Genomic DNA, 17,316 nt, shown 5'->3' on the forward strand with positions numbered 1-17,316 from the left:
GATTAGTCGGCCATAGCAATCCGCTCAACCTTACTCCAGTCGACGGGATGGTCGATCGAATTCATAAAATCTTTAAAATTTGTTCCCGTTTCGTCTGAAATAATCTCCCCTTGAGGCCAGACAGAATCACATTCGAAGCACATAGAAAATCTGAAATTTGCTGAGGTATGTAGCGCTACCTCCCACACTGCATCTTGCTCACAATACGGACAAATTTTCATGATCTATTACCTAGGGAAAGCTGTGATTATTTGAGTGGTTCCATCTCTGGCAATAACACGAACACTGGTTTGACCGTTTGTTCCGACAACTCTACCCATGTCTACGTCCCACAAACGATTGCCATTGTTTTGCAGTGTGCCCGGACCTTGCCTTAACGTCCATGCTTCATCAACCACGCCTAATACGTCACTTCTTCCGACATTGAAAACTGAATGGACTGGCTTGGTCGGATTGGGAACTGTGTGCTCAAGCACATGCTTAATCCGATTTCCCTGCGCTGATCCTTCCGCATAAACCAATCCCTCTGGAGTCGTCCAAGTTCTCGCGGCCTTATCAAAAGTCAGCGGCGTTCCCTTTGAGGCCAGAGCGCGAGGCGCGAGGTAGTTGGCGGTCCTGAGGGGCGCGCCGGCGGTTACGCCGAGGAACTCCGGTCCGCCGAGCATGCCGGAGGAGACCATGAGCATGGCCTGAAGGGCGCGGTTGCTGCCGTCGGTTTCGACATAGGCGGCGTTGTAGCGTTGCAGGCGTCCGTAATCGCTGTCCACGGACATGCGGACGTCGGTGCCGAGGAAGCGTTCCGACAGTCCCGGCGTCAGCGGCAGGCTCGAAGAGCGACCGCCCTGAAGGATGCTGACGCCTTGCGGGGTTTGAACCACGCGGAAGGGGGTGCGTCCCGTGATGTCCGCGAAACCTCTCAGGTTTGAATTCGGAATTCCCGGAAGCTCGATCTGCGCGGCGTAGTGCGTCCGCCGCTGCGGCAGGTTGCCGGCCCTGGTGAACATGGGAGAGGCGTAATCCGGTGCCTCTTGAACAGCGTAGGCGGCAACGCCGCGTCGGGGGGCGGTGACGACGATGTCGGGCAGCGAGGTGACGCCGGGCCGTTCGCCGTAGCTGACGGTCATGCCCCAATCGTTGAAGCGCTGGGTTCCGCCCATGTAGACGCGGGTTTGGCCGCCGTAGGACAGGAAGCGCATGGCGCCGCCGTCGCCGACGGTCATCCAGCGGCTTTGCAGATCGCCGTGGACGCCGGCGTCACGACGAATCGTGACGCCGCCGAAATCGCGCTGGTCGGCCTGATGGCCGCCGGGTTGGGTGTCGATGAACTGGGTGAACTCATCCAGCCATTCGGGGGTCCGGTCCGTTCCGGTTCGGATCGTCGGCGAAGACTTGCCGCCGGCCATGACCTTGTCGAAGTTGGTCACGATCAGGCCGCCGTCCTTGGCCTTGCTGAACTGATAGCCGGCGGCCTTCAGTTCGTTCAGCTCCTTGGCGCTCGGCGCCTTGAGCTTGGCGGCGTTGGAGCCCCCTGCGGTTTGCGCCTGGGTGGTCAGTTGTTTGGCGACGATGCCGCCGAGGGTATTGCCGATGACGCTGGGCAGGACCGACTTGAGGTTGTCTCCGAAGCTGGAGCCGTCAATCAGAGATTGTACGCCCGCGCCGGCAGAGCCCGCTATGGCGCCCGAGACGCCCGCGCGGACATGGTCGGCGACCGACCATTGTTCGACCGGGGTGTCGAGAACGCCCAGCCATCCGTTGGCCATGGAGCCGACGCCGCCGGCCACGCCGGCCACGGCGACGCCGGTCCAGGAGAACCTGTCCTGGAGGCCCACGGCGACGGAGACGCCCTGGGTCACGACGTTGGCCATGGCCCCGGTGATGCCCGCGCGGATGTGTTCGTTGACGGGCAGCTTGCCGACGAGATTGCCCAGCTTGCCGCCGATGCCCTTGGTGATCCCGGCCGAGAGGGCGGCGATGCCGACGCCCTTCCAGTCGAAGCCGTCCTGGGCGCCGGTGGCGATGAGGAAGCCCTGGCTGGCGATGGAGCCGGCGGCGCCGCCGATGGCTCCGGCGGCGATGCTGCCGACGACGCCGCTGAGGGCGCCGTAGGTGAGGACGCTGACGGCGACGGCGATGACGACGGCGATGATCTGGCCGATGACGCCGCAGCCCTTCTTGCCGCGCGCGGGAGGCGGAGCGGCGGGCTTGGGCTGAGTGGGATTGACGTCGCCGATGGCCTTGTTGGGGTCATAGGGACGGAAGGTGTCGGCGGTGTTGTGGAGGTTCGCGACGCGGGCGGGGACGGTCAGGACCTGACCGCCGGCGAGCTGGCTGGCGGAGGAGAGGCCGTTGGCCTCGGCGATCAGATACCAGAGGGAGGCGTCGCCCCAGACGGAGGCGGCGACGGACTGGAGGGTGTCGCCGTCGCGGACGGTGACGGAGGTGGCGGCCGACGTGGTGTTGTCGGGGGCCAGGCCGGAGAAGGCCTGGTCGAAGTCCGCATGGGGGGTGGGCGAGTTGGAGCCGTTGCGGAAGGGGGTGACGGAGGCCTGGCGCGAGCGATTGTTGATCGCCGTGACGTAGTCGAGGGTGGAGGCGGCGCCGTTGTTGCCGACCTCGCCGATCCTCAGACCGTTGAAGTAGTAGTAGCGGTCGATCGGATCGGGGGTGCTGTAGTTGCGGTCGGCCTCGGTGCGGCTGAGGATCTGGCCGTTGACGTCGGTGACATAGGTGACGTTGCGCGGACGACCGTCCTGGATGTTGACGTAGGCCAGGCGGCCGTTGACGTCATAGCTGAACAGCGAGTTCTGGGCCGCCTGACTGTCGACCTGATAGCGGATCGCCTGCTGACGGGCCGCGTCGTACCAGGCGTAGACATAGTCGGTGTGGGTGGTCGCGTGGTTGGTCGCCGCCCCGCCGTTGACCGGGACGACATAGGAGGAGGAGGCGATGTGCGTCGCCACGCCCTGCCAGGCCCCGGTGTAGAGGCCGTTGGTCTCCTTCAGGCGATAGTCGTAGGTCGTGCCGGCGTACAGGCTCGACCCGTTCGACTGACGCGTGACCGTGTTCTCGGACAAGAGGTTCGAGGCCGCGTCATAGGTCGCCGTGCGGCTGTAGGCCACCGTCGAGCCGAACTCCATGTACTCCACATGGCTGGTCGAACGGCCCATGGCGTCGCGGACGTCCGTGGCGCGCAGGATCTGGCCGCCCATGGCCGTGCTCTGGGTGTCGAAGTTCCAGTATTCCTGGGAGGTGTGGAGGTTCAGCAGATAGCCGTCGGCCGTGTAGTTGTAATGCTCGACGACGGCGGCGTCGTAATAGACGATCTCCGGAACCCAGTGGTAGCCGGGCGGCGGGTTGCCGTATCCGTCCCACTCGAAGGGCGGATATTCGGACGTGGGGTCCCACTGCCAATGACCGCCCCCGCTGGCCGTCTGGCCGAACTGGGTGCGCGTCGAGGTGCGGCGGTTGCCGGCGGCGTCATAGGCGATGTCGCGACCGGCGCCGCCGCGCACGATCTGGCCGGAGCCTCGCGCGCCCTGCAGGCTGCCCATGACGGTGACGAACCGGTTCATGGAGTCGTAGCGATACCAGTAGTCCTGGGTGGAGTTCGTGGTCGCCCCGACGGCGCGATAGGTGGTGAAGACCCGCCGGACATTGCCCTGAAGGTCGTATTCATAGGCGACCGAGACCGGGCTCTGGTTCGCGGCGCCCGTGTCCGTGAAGCTGATCATCCGGCCCAGGGCGTCATAGGCCGTCGTCGCGTCCTGATAGACCAGTTCGTACTGGGAATAGCCGGGCGGGGTGACGCCGGGGTCATTGGTCGGATTGGTCGGGTTCGTGGGATTGGTCGGGTTCGTCGGCGGGTTCGGGTCCGTCGGATTGGGATCGATCGGGTCGATGGGCGGCAAACCACCGCCGCCGCCTCCGCCGCCTTCTCCGTCGCCGGGCTCGATCTCGATCAGGTCGCCGGGCACGCCCAGGGCGCTGGCGACCGCGCGGGCCTGCTCCTGAAGCGAAATGATCGGATACTGGCCGCCCCAGTCGCCGCCGCCGCCGATGCCGCCTCCACCGCCGCCGCCGCCGCCCCAGGGGTTCGGGTGCACGGGATCGATCGGGTCGTAGGTGTACTGGTAGTGCAGCGAGACATAGCGTTCTCGCGTGCGGTTGCCGGCGGCGTCATAGGCGAAGTTGATCTTGGTGTTCGCGGTGCTGAAGCCGTAGACGTTGCCGGAGTAGTCGATCTGGCTCGCCGCCAGGCCGGTGTTGTACCAGGCGTACTGGATGTCCTGACCCGTGCTGGAGGTCTGTTTGACCAGGCGCCCGGCCTTGTCGAAGGTCATGGTGTAGACGCGGCCGCCCAGGTCGGTCTTGCCCACGGTCCGGCCGAAGACGTCGAACATCTCGATCGAGGAACGCCCCGTCGGCAGGCTGGTGGTCTTGATCCAGCCGCCGAAATTCCCCAGGCCGTTGGTCGGCATGTCCGCGAACCAGACGTACTGGTGCGTCGTCGCCCGGCCGTTGAAGTCGGTCGTCCGCACGATGCGGCCTTCGTGGTCGTAGTCGGTGGCTTCCACCACGCCCGCGCCGAACTGGCTGTTCCAGTGCTTGATGCGCTGACCCAGGCCGTCATAGGCGTAGAAGTCCACCAGGCCGACGCCGTCCGCTCGAACCGCGTGCGCCTGCCGGACCAGGCGGCCCAGGGCGTCGTACTCGCGCGTGCTGACCGCGCCCAGGGCGTCGGTGACGGTGCGGACGTCGTCGAAGATGTCCATGCCGTAGCGGATGCGGCCGCCGTCGGCGTTGAACTGGGTCTCGGTGACGGCTTCTTCCCCGCCGTGGCCCGTGCCGGATCTCAGGCTGCGCACCGACAGGGCGCCGTTGGCGTCGCGCGTGCCGACGTGACGGCCCGAGATGTCGTAGTACCTCTGCTCGGTCGGCCGGGCGTAGAGGATGGCGCCGTTCTCCGCCGTATAGGCGACCTCAGGGCTCTTCTGCTCGATCAGGCGGCCCATGACGTTATAGGCGTATTCGGTCGTGTGGCCGCGAGGATTGGTTTCGCTGACCACCTCGCCGAAGGCGTTGTAGCCGCGACTGCGCGTGATGGTGGTCGTGACGAACTGGCTCGGGTCGGCCAGATTCTGCTCCAGCTGTCGGAAGAGTTCGCGGGTTTCGATGAGCTGGTTGCGGGCGTTGTGGAACTGGACCGTCATGGTCACGCCCTCGACGGCGACCGCGCCGACGGCGTGGCTGTTGTTGCCGTTGAGCAGGCCGAGCATGGTCCAGAAGTGGTAGCCCGACAGGTCGGCGCCGGAGGAGGCGGCCTCGAGGGAGACGTTGCCGGCGCGGTCGTAGAAGTAGAAGCGGACGACGCCGTCCTTGGCGGTGCTGCTGGTGAGGCGCCCGCCGTCGTCATAGGTCCAGGTTTCTTGGTACAGGCCGTTGACGCCCTTGGCCGTCATCTCGCCGTGCGCGTTGTAATATCGCCGCTCGATGTCGCCTTCGGCCCAGCCGTTGGCGGTCAGGAAGGCGGTCGACTGATGGATCAGTCGACCGACCGCGTCGTAGTAGTAGACTTGGGTTTCGTTCGCGGCGGAACCGTCGGAACGAATCCGGCTGACGTATCCGTCGCGGGTCATGCGTCCGACGGCGTCGTAATAATAGCTGCGGGTGAAACCTGCGGCGTCCGTCATGGAGGCCAGACGCCCCCCGGCGCCGTAGGTGAACTGGGTGATGCGGGCGTTGAGGTCGCCGCTGCCGAAAGAGTTCTCGTGGGTGCGGACGATGGAGCCGAGGCCGTCGTAGAAGGTCTGGGCGTGCAGGCGGCCGCCGTTTCCGGCGAAGTCGACGGTGGCGGACTTCAGGGCGCTGGTCTGGCGACCGAGGGCGTCATAGCCGTAGTCGACGAAGTCGCCGTTGGCCTCGGTGCGGCGGGTGACGTTGCCCAGGGCGTCCCAGGCGTAGCTGATCAGGGCGTCGCCCGAGGCGGTGTTGAGGGCGCCGGTGACGGGATCGACGCTGTAGGCCTGAACCCCGAGACGCTTCTCGGTCAGACGGCGTCCGGCCTTGTCGTAGGTGAACTCGGTGATGCGGTCGCCGGCCGCGGCGGAGGGGGCGCGCGGCGGCAGGCTGCCGGCCGGGCGGTGCTCGTCGAAGCCGCCCTGGACCGGCTGGGCGTAACGGACCTCGCGCAGGACATTGCCTTCGGCGTCGTATTCGAAGGTGGTCAGGAAGTTGTCAGGGTCCACCTCCGCGACCTTGCGGCCCAGCTTGTCATAGAAGAGCCAGGTGCTGACGCCGCGTCCGTCGGTGCGGCGCACGACATTGCCCGCGGCGTCATAGCTCTGGCTGTCGACGATGGAGACCATGTCGACCCAGTAGACGGCGCCGTTATGCTCGCCGACCGCCTGGTTCGCCTTGACGGTGGCGATCAGGCGATTGTTGCGGTCGTAGGAGAAGAGGGTTTCGCGATAATAGCCCGAGGGCGCGGTCGCGGTCCCGCCGGCGACGCCGGGCTGGGCGACGGGGGTGTCGTAGACGCGCTGGCTGATCGCATTGTCGGCGGCGTCGTAGGTCCAGGCGCGGAAGGTTCCGACGGCGTCGATCTCCGCGACCTTCCGGTTCAGGCTGTCGTAGTAGAAGAGGGTGCGGGCGCCGGCCGCGTCGATGGTTTCCACGACATTGCCGCGAGCATCGTAGAGGATTCGCTCGACCGGAACGACGGTCGGGGTTCCGGTCGGGATGGCGATGAAGAGGGCGTCGCCGGTCTTGGAGACGAGACGATCCAGGGCGTCATAGGCGTAGACGGTGACCCGTTGTTCGCTCAGGCCGGCGGCCTCGACGCTCCGCACGAGGTTGCCGCGGGCGTCGTAGGCGAACTGGTTGACGACGGCGGTCGCCTGGACCGAACCGTCGCTGCGGACGGACTGGACCGGCAGGGTCTCGGAGGTCTTCAAGCCGCGCCGGTCGTAGGTGAAGGTGGTCTGGGCGCCCAGGCGGTCGGTGACGCGGATCCGGTTCCCGAAGGCGTCCAGGGTATAGGTTTCCGTGGCGTTCAGGGCGTCGGTGACGGCGACGACGCGATCGAGCTTGTCGCGCGTGAAGCGGGTGTAGGCGTCGGCGGGGCTGTCCGGAAGGGGAAGGGGAGAGGCGGGATCGGCGACCTTCTGGGCGAAGCGTTTGACCCCGATGATCTCCCCGCTCATGCCGTAGTCGTTGATCGTGACGTAGCCCTCAGGGTCCGTCTGCAGCGCCAACCGGTCAAGCTTGTCGTACCAGAAGTAGCCGGTGGAGCCGCGCGGATCGGTGACGCGCACGACATTGCCGAAGGCGTCGTAGGCGTTGGTCGTGACCGCGGCCTGACCGTCGGCCAGGGGCGTGGCGCTGGTCAGCAGGCGACCCATGGCGTCCCAGGTGCGGGTGGTGGTGAAGCCGCGCCCGTTGGTCGCCGTCAGTTGGCGGCCGAGGCCGTCGTAGGTGAAGGTGGATGTAGAGGCGGCGGCCGCGCCTTCGCCGCGGGTCTCGGAGGTGACGCGTCCGGCGGCGTCGTAGATCCGGGAAACGGCGGTTTGGTCGGCGGTCTGGAAGGCGGTCCATTCGCGCACGGTGCGGCCTAGGGCGTCGAGCTCCAGGCGCGTCCGCACGCCCATGGCGTCGGTGATCTCATTGACCCGGCGGGCCTGATCATAGCCGTAGGCGGTCTTGGCGGCGGAAGCCTCCTGGGCGGCGACCAGAGCGGCCAGGGTCGCGGCGGTCGCGCCGTCGGCGACAGCGACGGCGCTCGAGAAGCGGCTGACCGATTGGACGAGATCGCCGGAGTAGCTGGTGCGGGTCACATAGCCTTCGGCGTCGACCGTATAGGTCGCGCGGCCGGCGCCGTCATAGACGACGCGCGTCGTTCGATCCTGGGCGGAGCCGTTCGCGGCGGTCCAGGCGTCCAACTGGGCCAGGCTGGCCTGGCCCGTGGAGGCCGTGGCGTACTGGACCGACTTCACCACCCTGCCGGACGGGTCGTAGACGAAGGCCGTGACATAGCCCATGGCGTCCACGGCGTAACGACGACGGCCGACGGCGTCGTAGGCGGAGACGGTCGTGCGGTTGTCGGCGGCGTTGGCGAAGGCGGCGCCGTGCAGAATGGCGGCGAGCGCATCGCGGCCATAGGGCGGCGCGACGCCGGGTTGGCCCGTCACGACGCCGGCGTACTGGATGGTGCGCACGACGGCGCCTGAGCCGTCATAGACATGTTCCGTCGCTCGACCGGCGGCGTCGACGGTGAAGACCAGGCGGTCGTCGTTGTCGTAGACGTAGCCGGTCGTCCGATCCGAGGGCGAGTTGAGGACGGCGGCGATCACCTGGGCGTCGCTGGGCTGGGCGCCGAGCGCCTGACGCTGGGCGGGGGACAGCCGCTCGGCATGCTCGATCAGCAGGATCAGGCGGCCCTTGGCGTCATAGCCGCGCCGGGAGACCGCGCCGACGCCGTCTATGGTCGCGACGAGCTGGTTTTCCGCGTCGTAGACGTACTGGGTGACGACGTCGTTCGCCGGATTGGCGTCCACGGCGTCGCGACGCTCGATGACATTGCCGTTGGCGTCATAGGCGAAGCTCGTCCGGATGTTGAGCGCGGCGGGTCCCGTTTCCTGGCGGATCAGGCGGCCGGCCTTGTCGTAGACGTGGCGGGTTTCCCGTTGGGCGGCCGTTCCGGCGGCCTCGGTCAGGGCGACGACCTCGCCTGAACGATCATAGGCCCAGGTCGTCCGCAGGGCGTGGGTCGAGGGATCGACGACCATGGCGACCTGGCGGCCGTTCCGGTCGAACTCATAGGTCGTGACGCGGCCGCTGCCGTCGGTGACCTGGATGCGGCCGCCGAAGGCGTCGTAGACATAGCGGGTTTGCAGGGCCAGGCCGTTCGGATCGATCGTTTCCGTCAGCAGACGGTCGGCGGCGTCGTAGGTGTATTCCACCACGCGCCCGGAGGCGTCGATCTTTTCGACCAGGCGGCCGATGTTGTCGTAGTCGTAGGTTTCGACGCCGGCTCCGTCCGTCACGCTCAGGACGTCGCCGTTGCGGTCATAGGCGTAGGACACGGTGCGTCCGGCGCCGTCGGTGAAGGTCTGGACCAGACCGTTGTCGAGATAGACCGTGGTGGAGGTCAGGCCCTCCGGCGTGGTCACGGCGACCTGGCGGCCGAAGGCCGAGACGGTCCAGTGCGTGATGCGCCCCAGGGCGTCCGTCTGGGTCAGCTTGTGACCGCGCGCGTCCCAGGTGAAGGCGATCTGGTCGCCGGAAGGATCGGTCGTGCGGATGACGCGTCCGGCGCGATCGTAGGCGGTGCGGGCGCCGGGCAGGCCGGCCTGGACCTGGCGCGGGTCCTTCAGTTCCACGGTGCGGCCGAAGGCGTCGTAGACGACCTGGGTCGTCAGGTTCAACCCGCCGCTGTCGAGGGTGGTCGAGGTCAGCAGGCCGCGACGGTCGTAGGCGTAGGCGGTCGCCGTCGTCGTCGGTTGGGCGATCGTGCCCGTGGATTCGGTCTTCTGCGTGAGCTCGCCGAAGGCGTTGTAGGCGAACTGGGTGGAGACGCCGACGGCGTCCGTCGTCTCGCGCACGGCGCCGACGGCGGTATAGCGCGTCACGGTGCGTCGGTCGTCCGCATGGGCGACGACGGGCAAGGCGGAATGCTGCGAAAGAAGACCGCCCTGCAGCCCGGAGATGCTGATGCGGTTGGCGTAGGCGACGGTTTCGCTCAGACGGCCCAGGTTGTCGTATCGACGCTCCAGCACCTCGCCCGAGGCGTTGACCTCGAAGCGCAGATTGCCGTCGTCGTCATAGAAGTAGGTGGTCTTTCGTCCGGAGCCCCAGACGCCGTCGGGGTCGGTGCGGCGGATCATCCGACCCGCGTCGTCATAGGCGAAGGTGACGCCGCGCGTGACGTAGACTTCGTCGATCCTGCTCTGCGGCGGGGCGTCGCCCTTGGTCGTGAGCCAGTCGAGGGCCAGGGCGCCTTCGCCTTCGAGCTGTCCCGTCAGGCGGCCGAAACGATCATAGCGCAGTTGAATCGAACGGGCGTGCCCGTTGGCGCGGGTGATGCCTTGTCTGACGAGGCGACGTTCGGCGTCATAGTGGTTGACGACGCGCTCCACGCCGGTTGCGAGCTGGCGGGTCTCGCTCAGCACCTGGCCGAAATGGTTGCGGACATAGGTGGTGGTTTCGATGGTCGGGGCCGCGGGGGCGGCGACCAGTTGAGCCAGGGTCGGGGCGATGGAGGGGGAGCCGCCGGCCAGACGCATGCCGCGCTTGTGGACGATGACGCCGCCCATGGCGTCGTGATCGAAGGTTTCGACGTCGCCTTCGCCGTTGACCGTCCCCTTGAGGAAGCCCCGACCGTCATGGACGGACCAGGTGTTGATGTCGGAGGCGGAGCTTCCGACCCCGGCCAGCAGGCTTGCGAAGCTCCCGGCGGCTCTCAGGGCCTCGGGCGCCGCGACGGCGTAGGCCGTGGTCTGAACCACCCGGCCCGCATTGTCGTAGACGATGCGCGAGAGATAGCCCTCGCCGTCCAGGACGCCGATCTTCAGGCCGTCGGCGTCATAGAAGTGACGCGTGGTGCGATCCTGGGGATGGGGGGCGAGCGCGCCGACTGGACCCAGGGGCGGGGCGGCGCGGAAGGCGGCCAACTCGGCCGGGGTGAAGGCGACCAGGCGATGGGTCGTGGACGTCAGGCGCGACGCGCCGTCCCACGTGTAGCGAACGGATCCGCCTTCGCCGTCGATGGTCTGAACAAGCCGTCCGGAAGCGTCGTAGATCGACCAGTTCCAGACATCGTCCGCGTGGGCGGCGGGACGGATGGCGGCGATATCGACCGCAGCGGGGGCGCCGGCGGCGTCCGTGAGCGACGCCAGCTGGGCGGCCGACGGCTTCTGGGCCCATTGGATCGTGGCGATCAGGCGGTCGGCGTCGTCATAGCGATATTCGACGACCGAGCCGTCGGCGTCGATTTCCGCCGTCTTGCGGCCGCGCCCGTCATAGAGCAGGTGGCTGACGCCGCCGGTCGGATCAGCGACCTGGCGCAGGCGGCCCAGGGCGTCGTAGCGATAGCGGGTCGTCGGGCCCTGGCTGATCTGTCCGGCCTGCCCGGCCAGACGGCTGACATCGATCTTGTGAATCTCAGGCTGACCGAAATAGGTCGAGTAGCCGAGCTGATCCTGATTGTAGAAGTTGAAGAAGCGCGAATAGACCTTGTCGTTGGGGCGTCCGGCGCTCCAGCGATAGGTCTCGGTGTCGGCGACCTTTTCACCAGTCTCGGCGTCGAAGACGCCGCCCCACTGTCCGGGGGACTGCAGCGTCGAGCCCTGGGGCAGGACGTAGCCCACGACCTTGTACCAGCGATCCTCGCTCAGAACGGTCTGATCGGCGAGGTCGGCGTGGAGGAAGTAGGGGTTGCCTTCGGCGGCGCCGGTGACGGCGCTCTCGACATAGGGCGTCGCCAGATTGCGCGAAAGACCAAGATAGAGCGAATGCTTGGTGAGGTCGTGCTTCTGGAAATAATAGACGAACTGATAGGCGCTGTTTCCGTCGATCGTCACCAGGTTGGTGATGTTGCCGCCGCCGGCCGCATCGGGATCCGTCTGACCGGACTCGATGGCCACGATCTGACGACCGTCCGGGCCGTCCACGATCCGCCATTGGGTCTCGACCGCATGATAGCCGCCGTATTCGTCAGTGGAGCCGGGAGGATTGCTCCAGGACGAGGGATTGGCCGGCCCGGTCGGAACTCCGCCGATCCCGGTCGGCCAGTCGCTGTTGTTGATCAGATTGGACGAGGCGAGGTCGAACTCGCGGATTTCCGGTCGACCGAAGTAGGTCGAATAGCCTTGATTGAGCGGGTCGTAGGCCGTGAAGAAGCGGGCGTGGACAGCATTGTTCGGCCGATCCGCGCTCCAGCGGAAGGTCACGGCGTTGTGGACCTTCTCGCCGGTCGTCATGTCGAAGACGCCGCCTAGAGATCCTGAAGGGATGTTGCCGCTGTTCTGGGGCAGGACATAGCCCACCACCTTGTACCAACGGTCATTGTCCAGCACCGCCTGAAGATCGGCCGCCTTGCCCTGGAAGAAGTAGGGATTGACCTCGGGGCCCGATCCGCTGGCGTATTCGACATAGGGCTCCATCGTGTCCCAGTTGTCGTTCAGCCCCAGATAGATCCCGTGGCGGCTGAGATCGCTCTTCTTGAAATAGAAGACGAACTCATAGGCCTTGGAGGCATCGATCTGGACGTCGTTGGTGGCGCTGCCGCCGCCCTGGTTGTTGGTGTCGAACTGCCCGGCTTCGATGACGGCCGTGGGACGACCGTCCGGTCCGATGACGGTCTGCCAGCGGGTTTCGGACTTGTACCAGGGATTCTCCCATCCGCCGACCGACACCGGGCCCGAGGGCAGGGCGCCGAGGTTCTGCGGCCAACCCCTGGCGTCGACCAGATCCGGACCGCGTTCGCTTTCCGTATAGCTGATCAGTTCTCCGGCCAGGTTGTAGCTGGAGATCTTGTTGAGACCACCGGCCGTGGCGACGACCGTCATGCTGGCCGCGTCATGATAGGCGGTGCGCGTCGTCTGGCTGTTGAAGTCGATCGATCGGACGACCCGGCCCATGCCGTCGTAGACGAAGACCTCGGCGCCGGTCAGGCCCTCCACCCGACGCATCAGCAGGGCGCCGGTCTGGTCATAGACGTAGTGGGTGCGCGTCAGGGCGTTCGTCGTCGACCCCGCGCCCGAGGCCTCGACCGTTCCATACTGGCTGACCGTGGCGACCGCGCCGCGGAAGTCGTAGGCGATGTCCGTTCTCTGGGACTTGGACTGATCGAAGCCGGCGATCACCGTCGCCATCGCCGCCTCGCTGGGAGAAGCCGTCACGGCATAGGACGACAAATCCATCCGGTTCGCGGTGAAGACCACGATGCTGGTCTGGCGGCCTTGGGCGTCGTACCCGAAGCGCGTGACCCGGCCCTCGGCGCTGATCGCATGGGTCATGCGCCCGCGAGCGTCATAGACGTAGCGGGTCGTCAGAGCGCCGGAGGGCTGCCCGGAACCGGCGCCGTCGGGGTCCGCGACGGTGTACTGGGTCTCAGTCAGAACCTGACCCGCCGCGTTCAGGGTGCGGGTGGTCGTCAGGCCCTGGCTGTCGCGCCGGGTGGTCCAGACGCCGTTGGTTCCAGGCGCATACTCATAGTCGGTCCAGACGCCCGGCGCCGTCTGCACATGCAGAAGATCGCCCCAGGCGTTGTAGACGTACTCCGTCACCTGCGCCGGCGCGCCGGCGTAGGCGGACGGGGCCGTGACGCGGTCCAGGCGCCCGTTGGCGTGGGTCAGGACGGTCTGCCGGCCGGCCGGATCCGTGATCGTCGTCTGGCTGGCGCTGTCATAGCTGAAGCTGGTCGTGCGGCTGACGCCTCCCGCCACGGCCTCGGTCAGGGCGGCGACGCGATAGACCCCGCCCGACTGGACATAGGCGATGTCGACGCGCGACCCGTCGGTCTGGCTGATCGAGGCCACGCGGCGGCTCGATCCATCGTACTGATAGGTGGTGACGTAGACCGCGCCGTCGGCGATCGCATTGTCGTCCGGGGTCAGATCTACCGTGACGCTGCTCAGACGGTTCTGGGCGTCATAGGCGTAGCGAACCCGCGTGAGGGTGCGGAGTTGATTGTCCGTGTCGCGATAGGTCGTGACCAGACGCGCCAGATTGCCGCCCGCATAGACGAACTCCGTATAGCCGCCGTCCGCCGTCGTGACGCGAGAGATCGCGCCCTGGGCGTTGTAGGTATAGGTCAGGACGTTCCCGTCGATGTCCGTGCTGCTGACCAGACGGCCGTCGTTGGTCTGGTCGTAGCGCTCGACGACCCGGGTGTCGCCGTCGGTCCAGATCCAGGTCGTTCCTTCCAGGCGCAGGCTGTCGTAGACGCCGGAGCCGTCGGTGCTGACATAGGCGGAGCGTCCGGCTTCCCAGGCGTAGACCGCCTCGGATCCGTCCCAGTCCGTGCGCCGGATCGTGCTGCCCACGGCGTTGAGGCTTCCCGACAGTCCATGCACCCGACGCAAGGCGCCGGCGCGCCATTCGTCGTTCAGCGCCCCCTGGCTGTTGTAGACGCGAGAGACTGCGGCGTCCGGGCCCAGGCCGATCAGGAACTCGTCCTGTTGGCTCAGCACCAGATTGCCGGTCGCGGCGTTGACGTAGAGGTTCTCGCCCGCGCGTCCCGTCGCCGCCTGTCCCAGTTGGCCGCGCGAACCGAGAAGCCACGCCGAACTCTGTTCCAAGCCCAGCCGCGAACCGATCACCACCGCCGCCATGGACGCCTCCCCCAAACAACGGGCGACCACGAAGACGATCCCCCTCGTTGAGTTGCATCGGGAGATCAGCTCCAAAGTTTAGAGATTTTTCTCAACACGGCGCCCAGACGCCCGCAAACCGGCCTTCGACCCGTTTCTGGAGAAGCTGGCGATTGTCTTTGAGGCGGTGTGGTCCCTATGCTGACCGGGATGAAGGGGGCTCCATGAACAATCCGACGACGCGATCCGACAGGTTGCTGGACCTGTTGCAGTCTGATCCCGACAACCTGCGACTGTTGGGGGATGCGGCTGACACGGCGTTTGCGGAGGGGCGGCCAGAACTGGCGGTCGAACTGATCGACCGATACGCCGGAATAGCGCCGCCGCCGCCCGGTCTGATCAACATCCTCGGCCTGGTCGCGCTGGAACAGGGAAGATACGGCGACGCCGCCAGCGTCTTCCAGAGCCTGCACGACAGCCAGGCCGATGATGCGGGCCTAAGGTTCAATCTGGCCTGGGCGCGCAGTCGGTTGGGCGAGTTCGAGGCCGTCCTGGACCTGGTGAGCGAGGATCTCGCCATGGCGCGATCGGTCGCCGCCCTGCTCAAGATCCAGGCCCTGCACCATCTGGGGCGCCTGGACGAGGCGCTGGCGCTCGGGGAGCGCGTGACAGAGCCGCATGGCGACGCGGCGGATCTGATGGGGGCCTTGGCCAGCGTCGCCATCGACGCCGAGGACGTCGAACGCGCCCGCTTCTGGGCGCAAAGGTCTGCGGGCGCGCCTGAAGGGCAGGCGACCCTGGGCATGCTCGCCTTGGCCGAGGGGCGGATGGACGAGGCGTCACAGGCTTTCTCGGCCGGTTTGGCCGTGCGCTCCGACAGCGCGCGCAATCTGCTCGGCATGGGGCTCGTGCAGATGCGTCGGGGAGACATGGCGGCCGGAGCCGCGGCCCTGGATCAGGCGGCCGAGGTCTTCGTCGACCATTCGGGGACCTGGATCGCGGCCGGATGGGCGTACTTCCTCGCCGGCGACGCCGCGCGCGCCATGACCGCGTTCGAGCGCGCGCGCGACGTCGATCCCGCATTCGGCGAAGCCCACGGCGCGATCGCGGTCGTGCAACTGCTGCAAGGAGACGTCGAGGACGCACGCCGCCACGCCGCCACGGCTCGTCGTCTTGACAAGGAGACCCTGGGCGGCGCCCTGGCCGATCTTTTGCTGGCTCAGTCGGAAGGCAGGACGGAATTGGCGGATCGTATCCGCGAAGCCGCCCTGACCATGCCGGTGGGGCCGGGCGGGCAGACGGTGGCCGAGGCCCTGGCCCAGGTCGCGACACGACCTTCGGCCTCGAGGACGTCCGAGAGGCCTATTTCCGACTGAGCAATTCGCGCTGGGCTTCATCCAGCAGACGCAGGCCCTCGTCGTCGTCCGCAAGGGCGAGGGCCACGCGATCCACGATCTGCTGGAAACGGGCGTCGTTGATCGCCTGATCGCCGAACCGGCTCAACAGGATCGTCTCGACCAGGGCGCGGCGGAAACGCTGGGGATCCTGGTCCGCCGTCGCCGCCAGGGCGCGTACGGCGGCGAGGGCGTCGGAACGGCGGGCGGACGACGGGCGGGCGGACCCCGAGCGTCGATCCGCGCGCACCTGCAGGCGCTGATTGAGCAGCGCGATCAGTCGGTCGACGCCGGAGATCGGCTCCATGGCCTAGCGCCGGAAAAGCGACTGATTGAGCAGGAACTGGGTCTCCGACACGGTCTCCTCCGCGGCGCTTCCGTCGTCCAGTCCGGCGCGACGGAGTTCAGCGATCAACAGGCCCATGTCGCGATTGAGGGGAGGGTTGAAGTCGTTGGCGGCCATGCCCGCCTCGATCCGCTTCACGCCCTCGGGCGTGCGATCCTCGGCGATGGCCTCCAGTCCCTCGGCGAAGGCGCGCAAGGGATGGGTTTCGGCCAGGGCCTTGAGGGGGGCCCAAACCACCGAGGCGCCGGCCGCGTCGCCGGAGGTGTAGCCCAGGAAGCCGAGCTGAAAGCGCGCCAGATCGAAGCCCGGGGCGATGTCCACGGCGCGCGTCATGGCGGCCTTCGCTTCATCATATCGCCGCGCGCCGGCCAGGACGGAGCCCTCGAGGAAGGGCAGGCGCGCATCCAGGGGCCAGGCTCGCGCCAGGGCGGACAGGGCGGACAGGCCCGCCGCCTCGTCCTGGTCGAGAAGGGCGACGACGGCGTCGATGTCGGATTGAGGGCAGAGGTCGGCGGTCATGGATCACCCTGATGGATATTCGGAAGGCGGCTCAAGCAGGCGGCGACGCAACTGCGTGAGCGCGAGCTTGTGAAGCTGAGAGATGCGACCCTTGCTCAATCCATGGGCCGCCGCAATGGAGGTGAAGTCGAGGCCTTCGATATAGTGGAGCGATATGATCCGCCGTTCCTTGGGGGAAAGCTGATCGAGCGCCGTCCGCAGGCGACGCAGGGCGTCGTTCCAGGCCAGGGTCTCATAGGCGTTCGGCAGGGAGGTCGCCTTTTCAGGATCGGCGGCCAGGCCCTCGTCTTCCAGCATGAAGCCGATCGCCAGGTCGGAGGCCAGATCCGCCAACCGTTCCAGCGCGCTCGAACCTGAATGAGGATCGGGCGAGGCGGCGAGCGACCGCAGGCGCTCCTGACGCATGCGCCTGCGGGTCGATATCTGCTTTCGCAGCTCGGTCGTTCCGGCCAGCCCGTCCGACACGGCGCCGTTGACGCGCCGGGCGGCGAAGGCTTCGAAAAAGACGCCGCGATCCGGGTCGAAGCGGTCGATGGCTTCGAGCAGGCCGGCGGCCGCCCATTGCCGCGCGTCTTCCCGATCCGCCGCCCCGCCGCCATAGGTTCGCGCCGTCCGATCGGCGATGCGTCGCGCGAAGGGCCAATAGGCGGTGAAAAGAGCCTCGCGCGCATCGACGTCGCGGGACGCCGACCAGCGTTCCCAGAGCTCAAGCCGATTATCCGGGACGATAGGCTCCGCAGTCATG

General features: G+C 67.0%; 5 protein-coding genes. 1 reads left to right on the forward strand and 4 read right to left on the reverse strand.

Features of this window, described 5'->3' with window-relative positions; genetic code table 11:
• Window positions 1-227: 227 nt before the first annotated feature.
• Window positions 228-14,333: a LysM peptidoglycan-binding domain-containing protein gene (locus ABIE19_RS02265; protein ID WP_354087492.1), complete on the reverse strand. Its 14,106-nt coding sequence runs from the start codon at window positions 14,331-14,333 to the stop codon at window positions 228-230.
• Window positions 14,334-14,536: 203 nt separating this feature from the next.
• Here ABIE19_RS02265 and ABIE19_RS02270 point away from each other — a divergent pair, with 203 nt between their 5' ends.
• The gene (locus ABIE19_RS02270; RefSeq protein ID WP_354087493.1) at window positions 14,537-15,688 is read left to right on the forward strand and encodes a tetratricopeptide repeat protein; all 1,152 of its coding nucleotides are present in this window, start codon (window positions 14,537-14,539) and stop codon (window positions 15,686-15,688) included.
• Here ABIE19_RS02270 and ABIE19_RS02275 read toward each other — a convergent pair.
• The 3 genes from ABIE19_RS02275 to ABIE19_RS02285 are packed head-to-tail and all read right to left on the reverse strand — an operon-like array spanning window position 15,675 to window position 17,315.
• Entirely contained in the window at window positions 15,675-16,013 is a 339-nt protein-coding gene (locus ABIE19_RS02275) for a hypothetical protein (protein ID WP_354087494.1), read from the reverse strand. The genes ABIE19_RS02270 and ABIE19_RS02275 overlap by 14 nt on opposite strands.
• A gap of 3 nt (window positions 16,014-16,016) precedes the next feature.
• The gene (locus ABIE19_RS02280) at window positions 16,017-16,571 is read right to left on the reverse strand and encodes a tetratricopeptide repeat protein (RefSeq protein WP_354087495.1); all 555 of its coding nucleotides are present in this window, start codon (window positions 16,569-16,571) and stop codon (window positions 16,017-16,019) included.
• 3 nt (window positions 16,572-16,574) lie between these two features.
• The gene (locus ABIE19_RS02285; RefSeq protein ID WP_354087496.1) at window positions 16,575-17,315 is read right to left on the reverse strand and encodes a sigma-70 family RNA polymerase sigma factor; all 741 of its coding nucleotides are present in this window, start codon (window positions 17,313-17,315) and stop codon (window positions 16,575-16,577) included.
• Window position 17,316: the final 1 nt, after the last annotated feature.

It is taken from the genome of Brevundimonas faecalis (assembly GCF_040549405.1).
GTDB lineage: Bacteria > Pseudomonadota > Alphaproteobacteria > Caulobacterales > Caulobacteraceae > Brevundimonas > Brevundimonas faecalis.

What these genes read in the sequence shown, in the direction of transcription:
- ABIE19_RS02270 (WP_354087493.1), top strand. Translation starts at nt 14,537, where the DNA reads ATGAACAATCCGACGACGCGATCCGACAGGTTGCTGGACCTGTTGCAG.
- ABIE19_RS02280 (WP_354087495.1), bottom strand. Translation starts at nt 16,571, where the DNA reads ATGACCGCCGACCTCTGCCCTCAATCCGACATCGACGCCGTCGTCGCC.
- ABIE19_RS02285 (WP_354087496.1), bottom strand. Translation starts at nt 17,315, where the DNA reads ATGACTGCGGAGCCTATCGTCCCGGATAATCGGCTTGAGCTCTGGGAA.
- ABIE19_RS02265 (WP_354087492.1), bottom strand. Translation starts at nt 14,333, where the DNA reads ATGGCGGCGGTGGTGATCGGTTCGCGGCTGGGCTTGGAACAGAGTTCG.
- ABIE19_RS02275 (WP_354087494.1), bottom strand. Translation starts at nt 16,013, where the DNA reads ATGGAGCCGATCTCCGGCGTCGACCGACTGATCGCGCTGCTCAATCAG.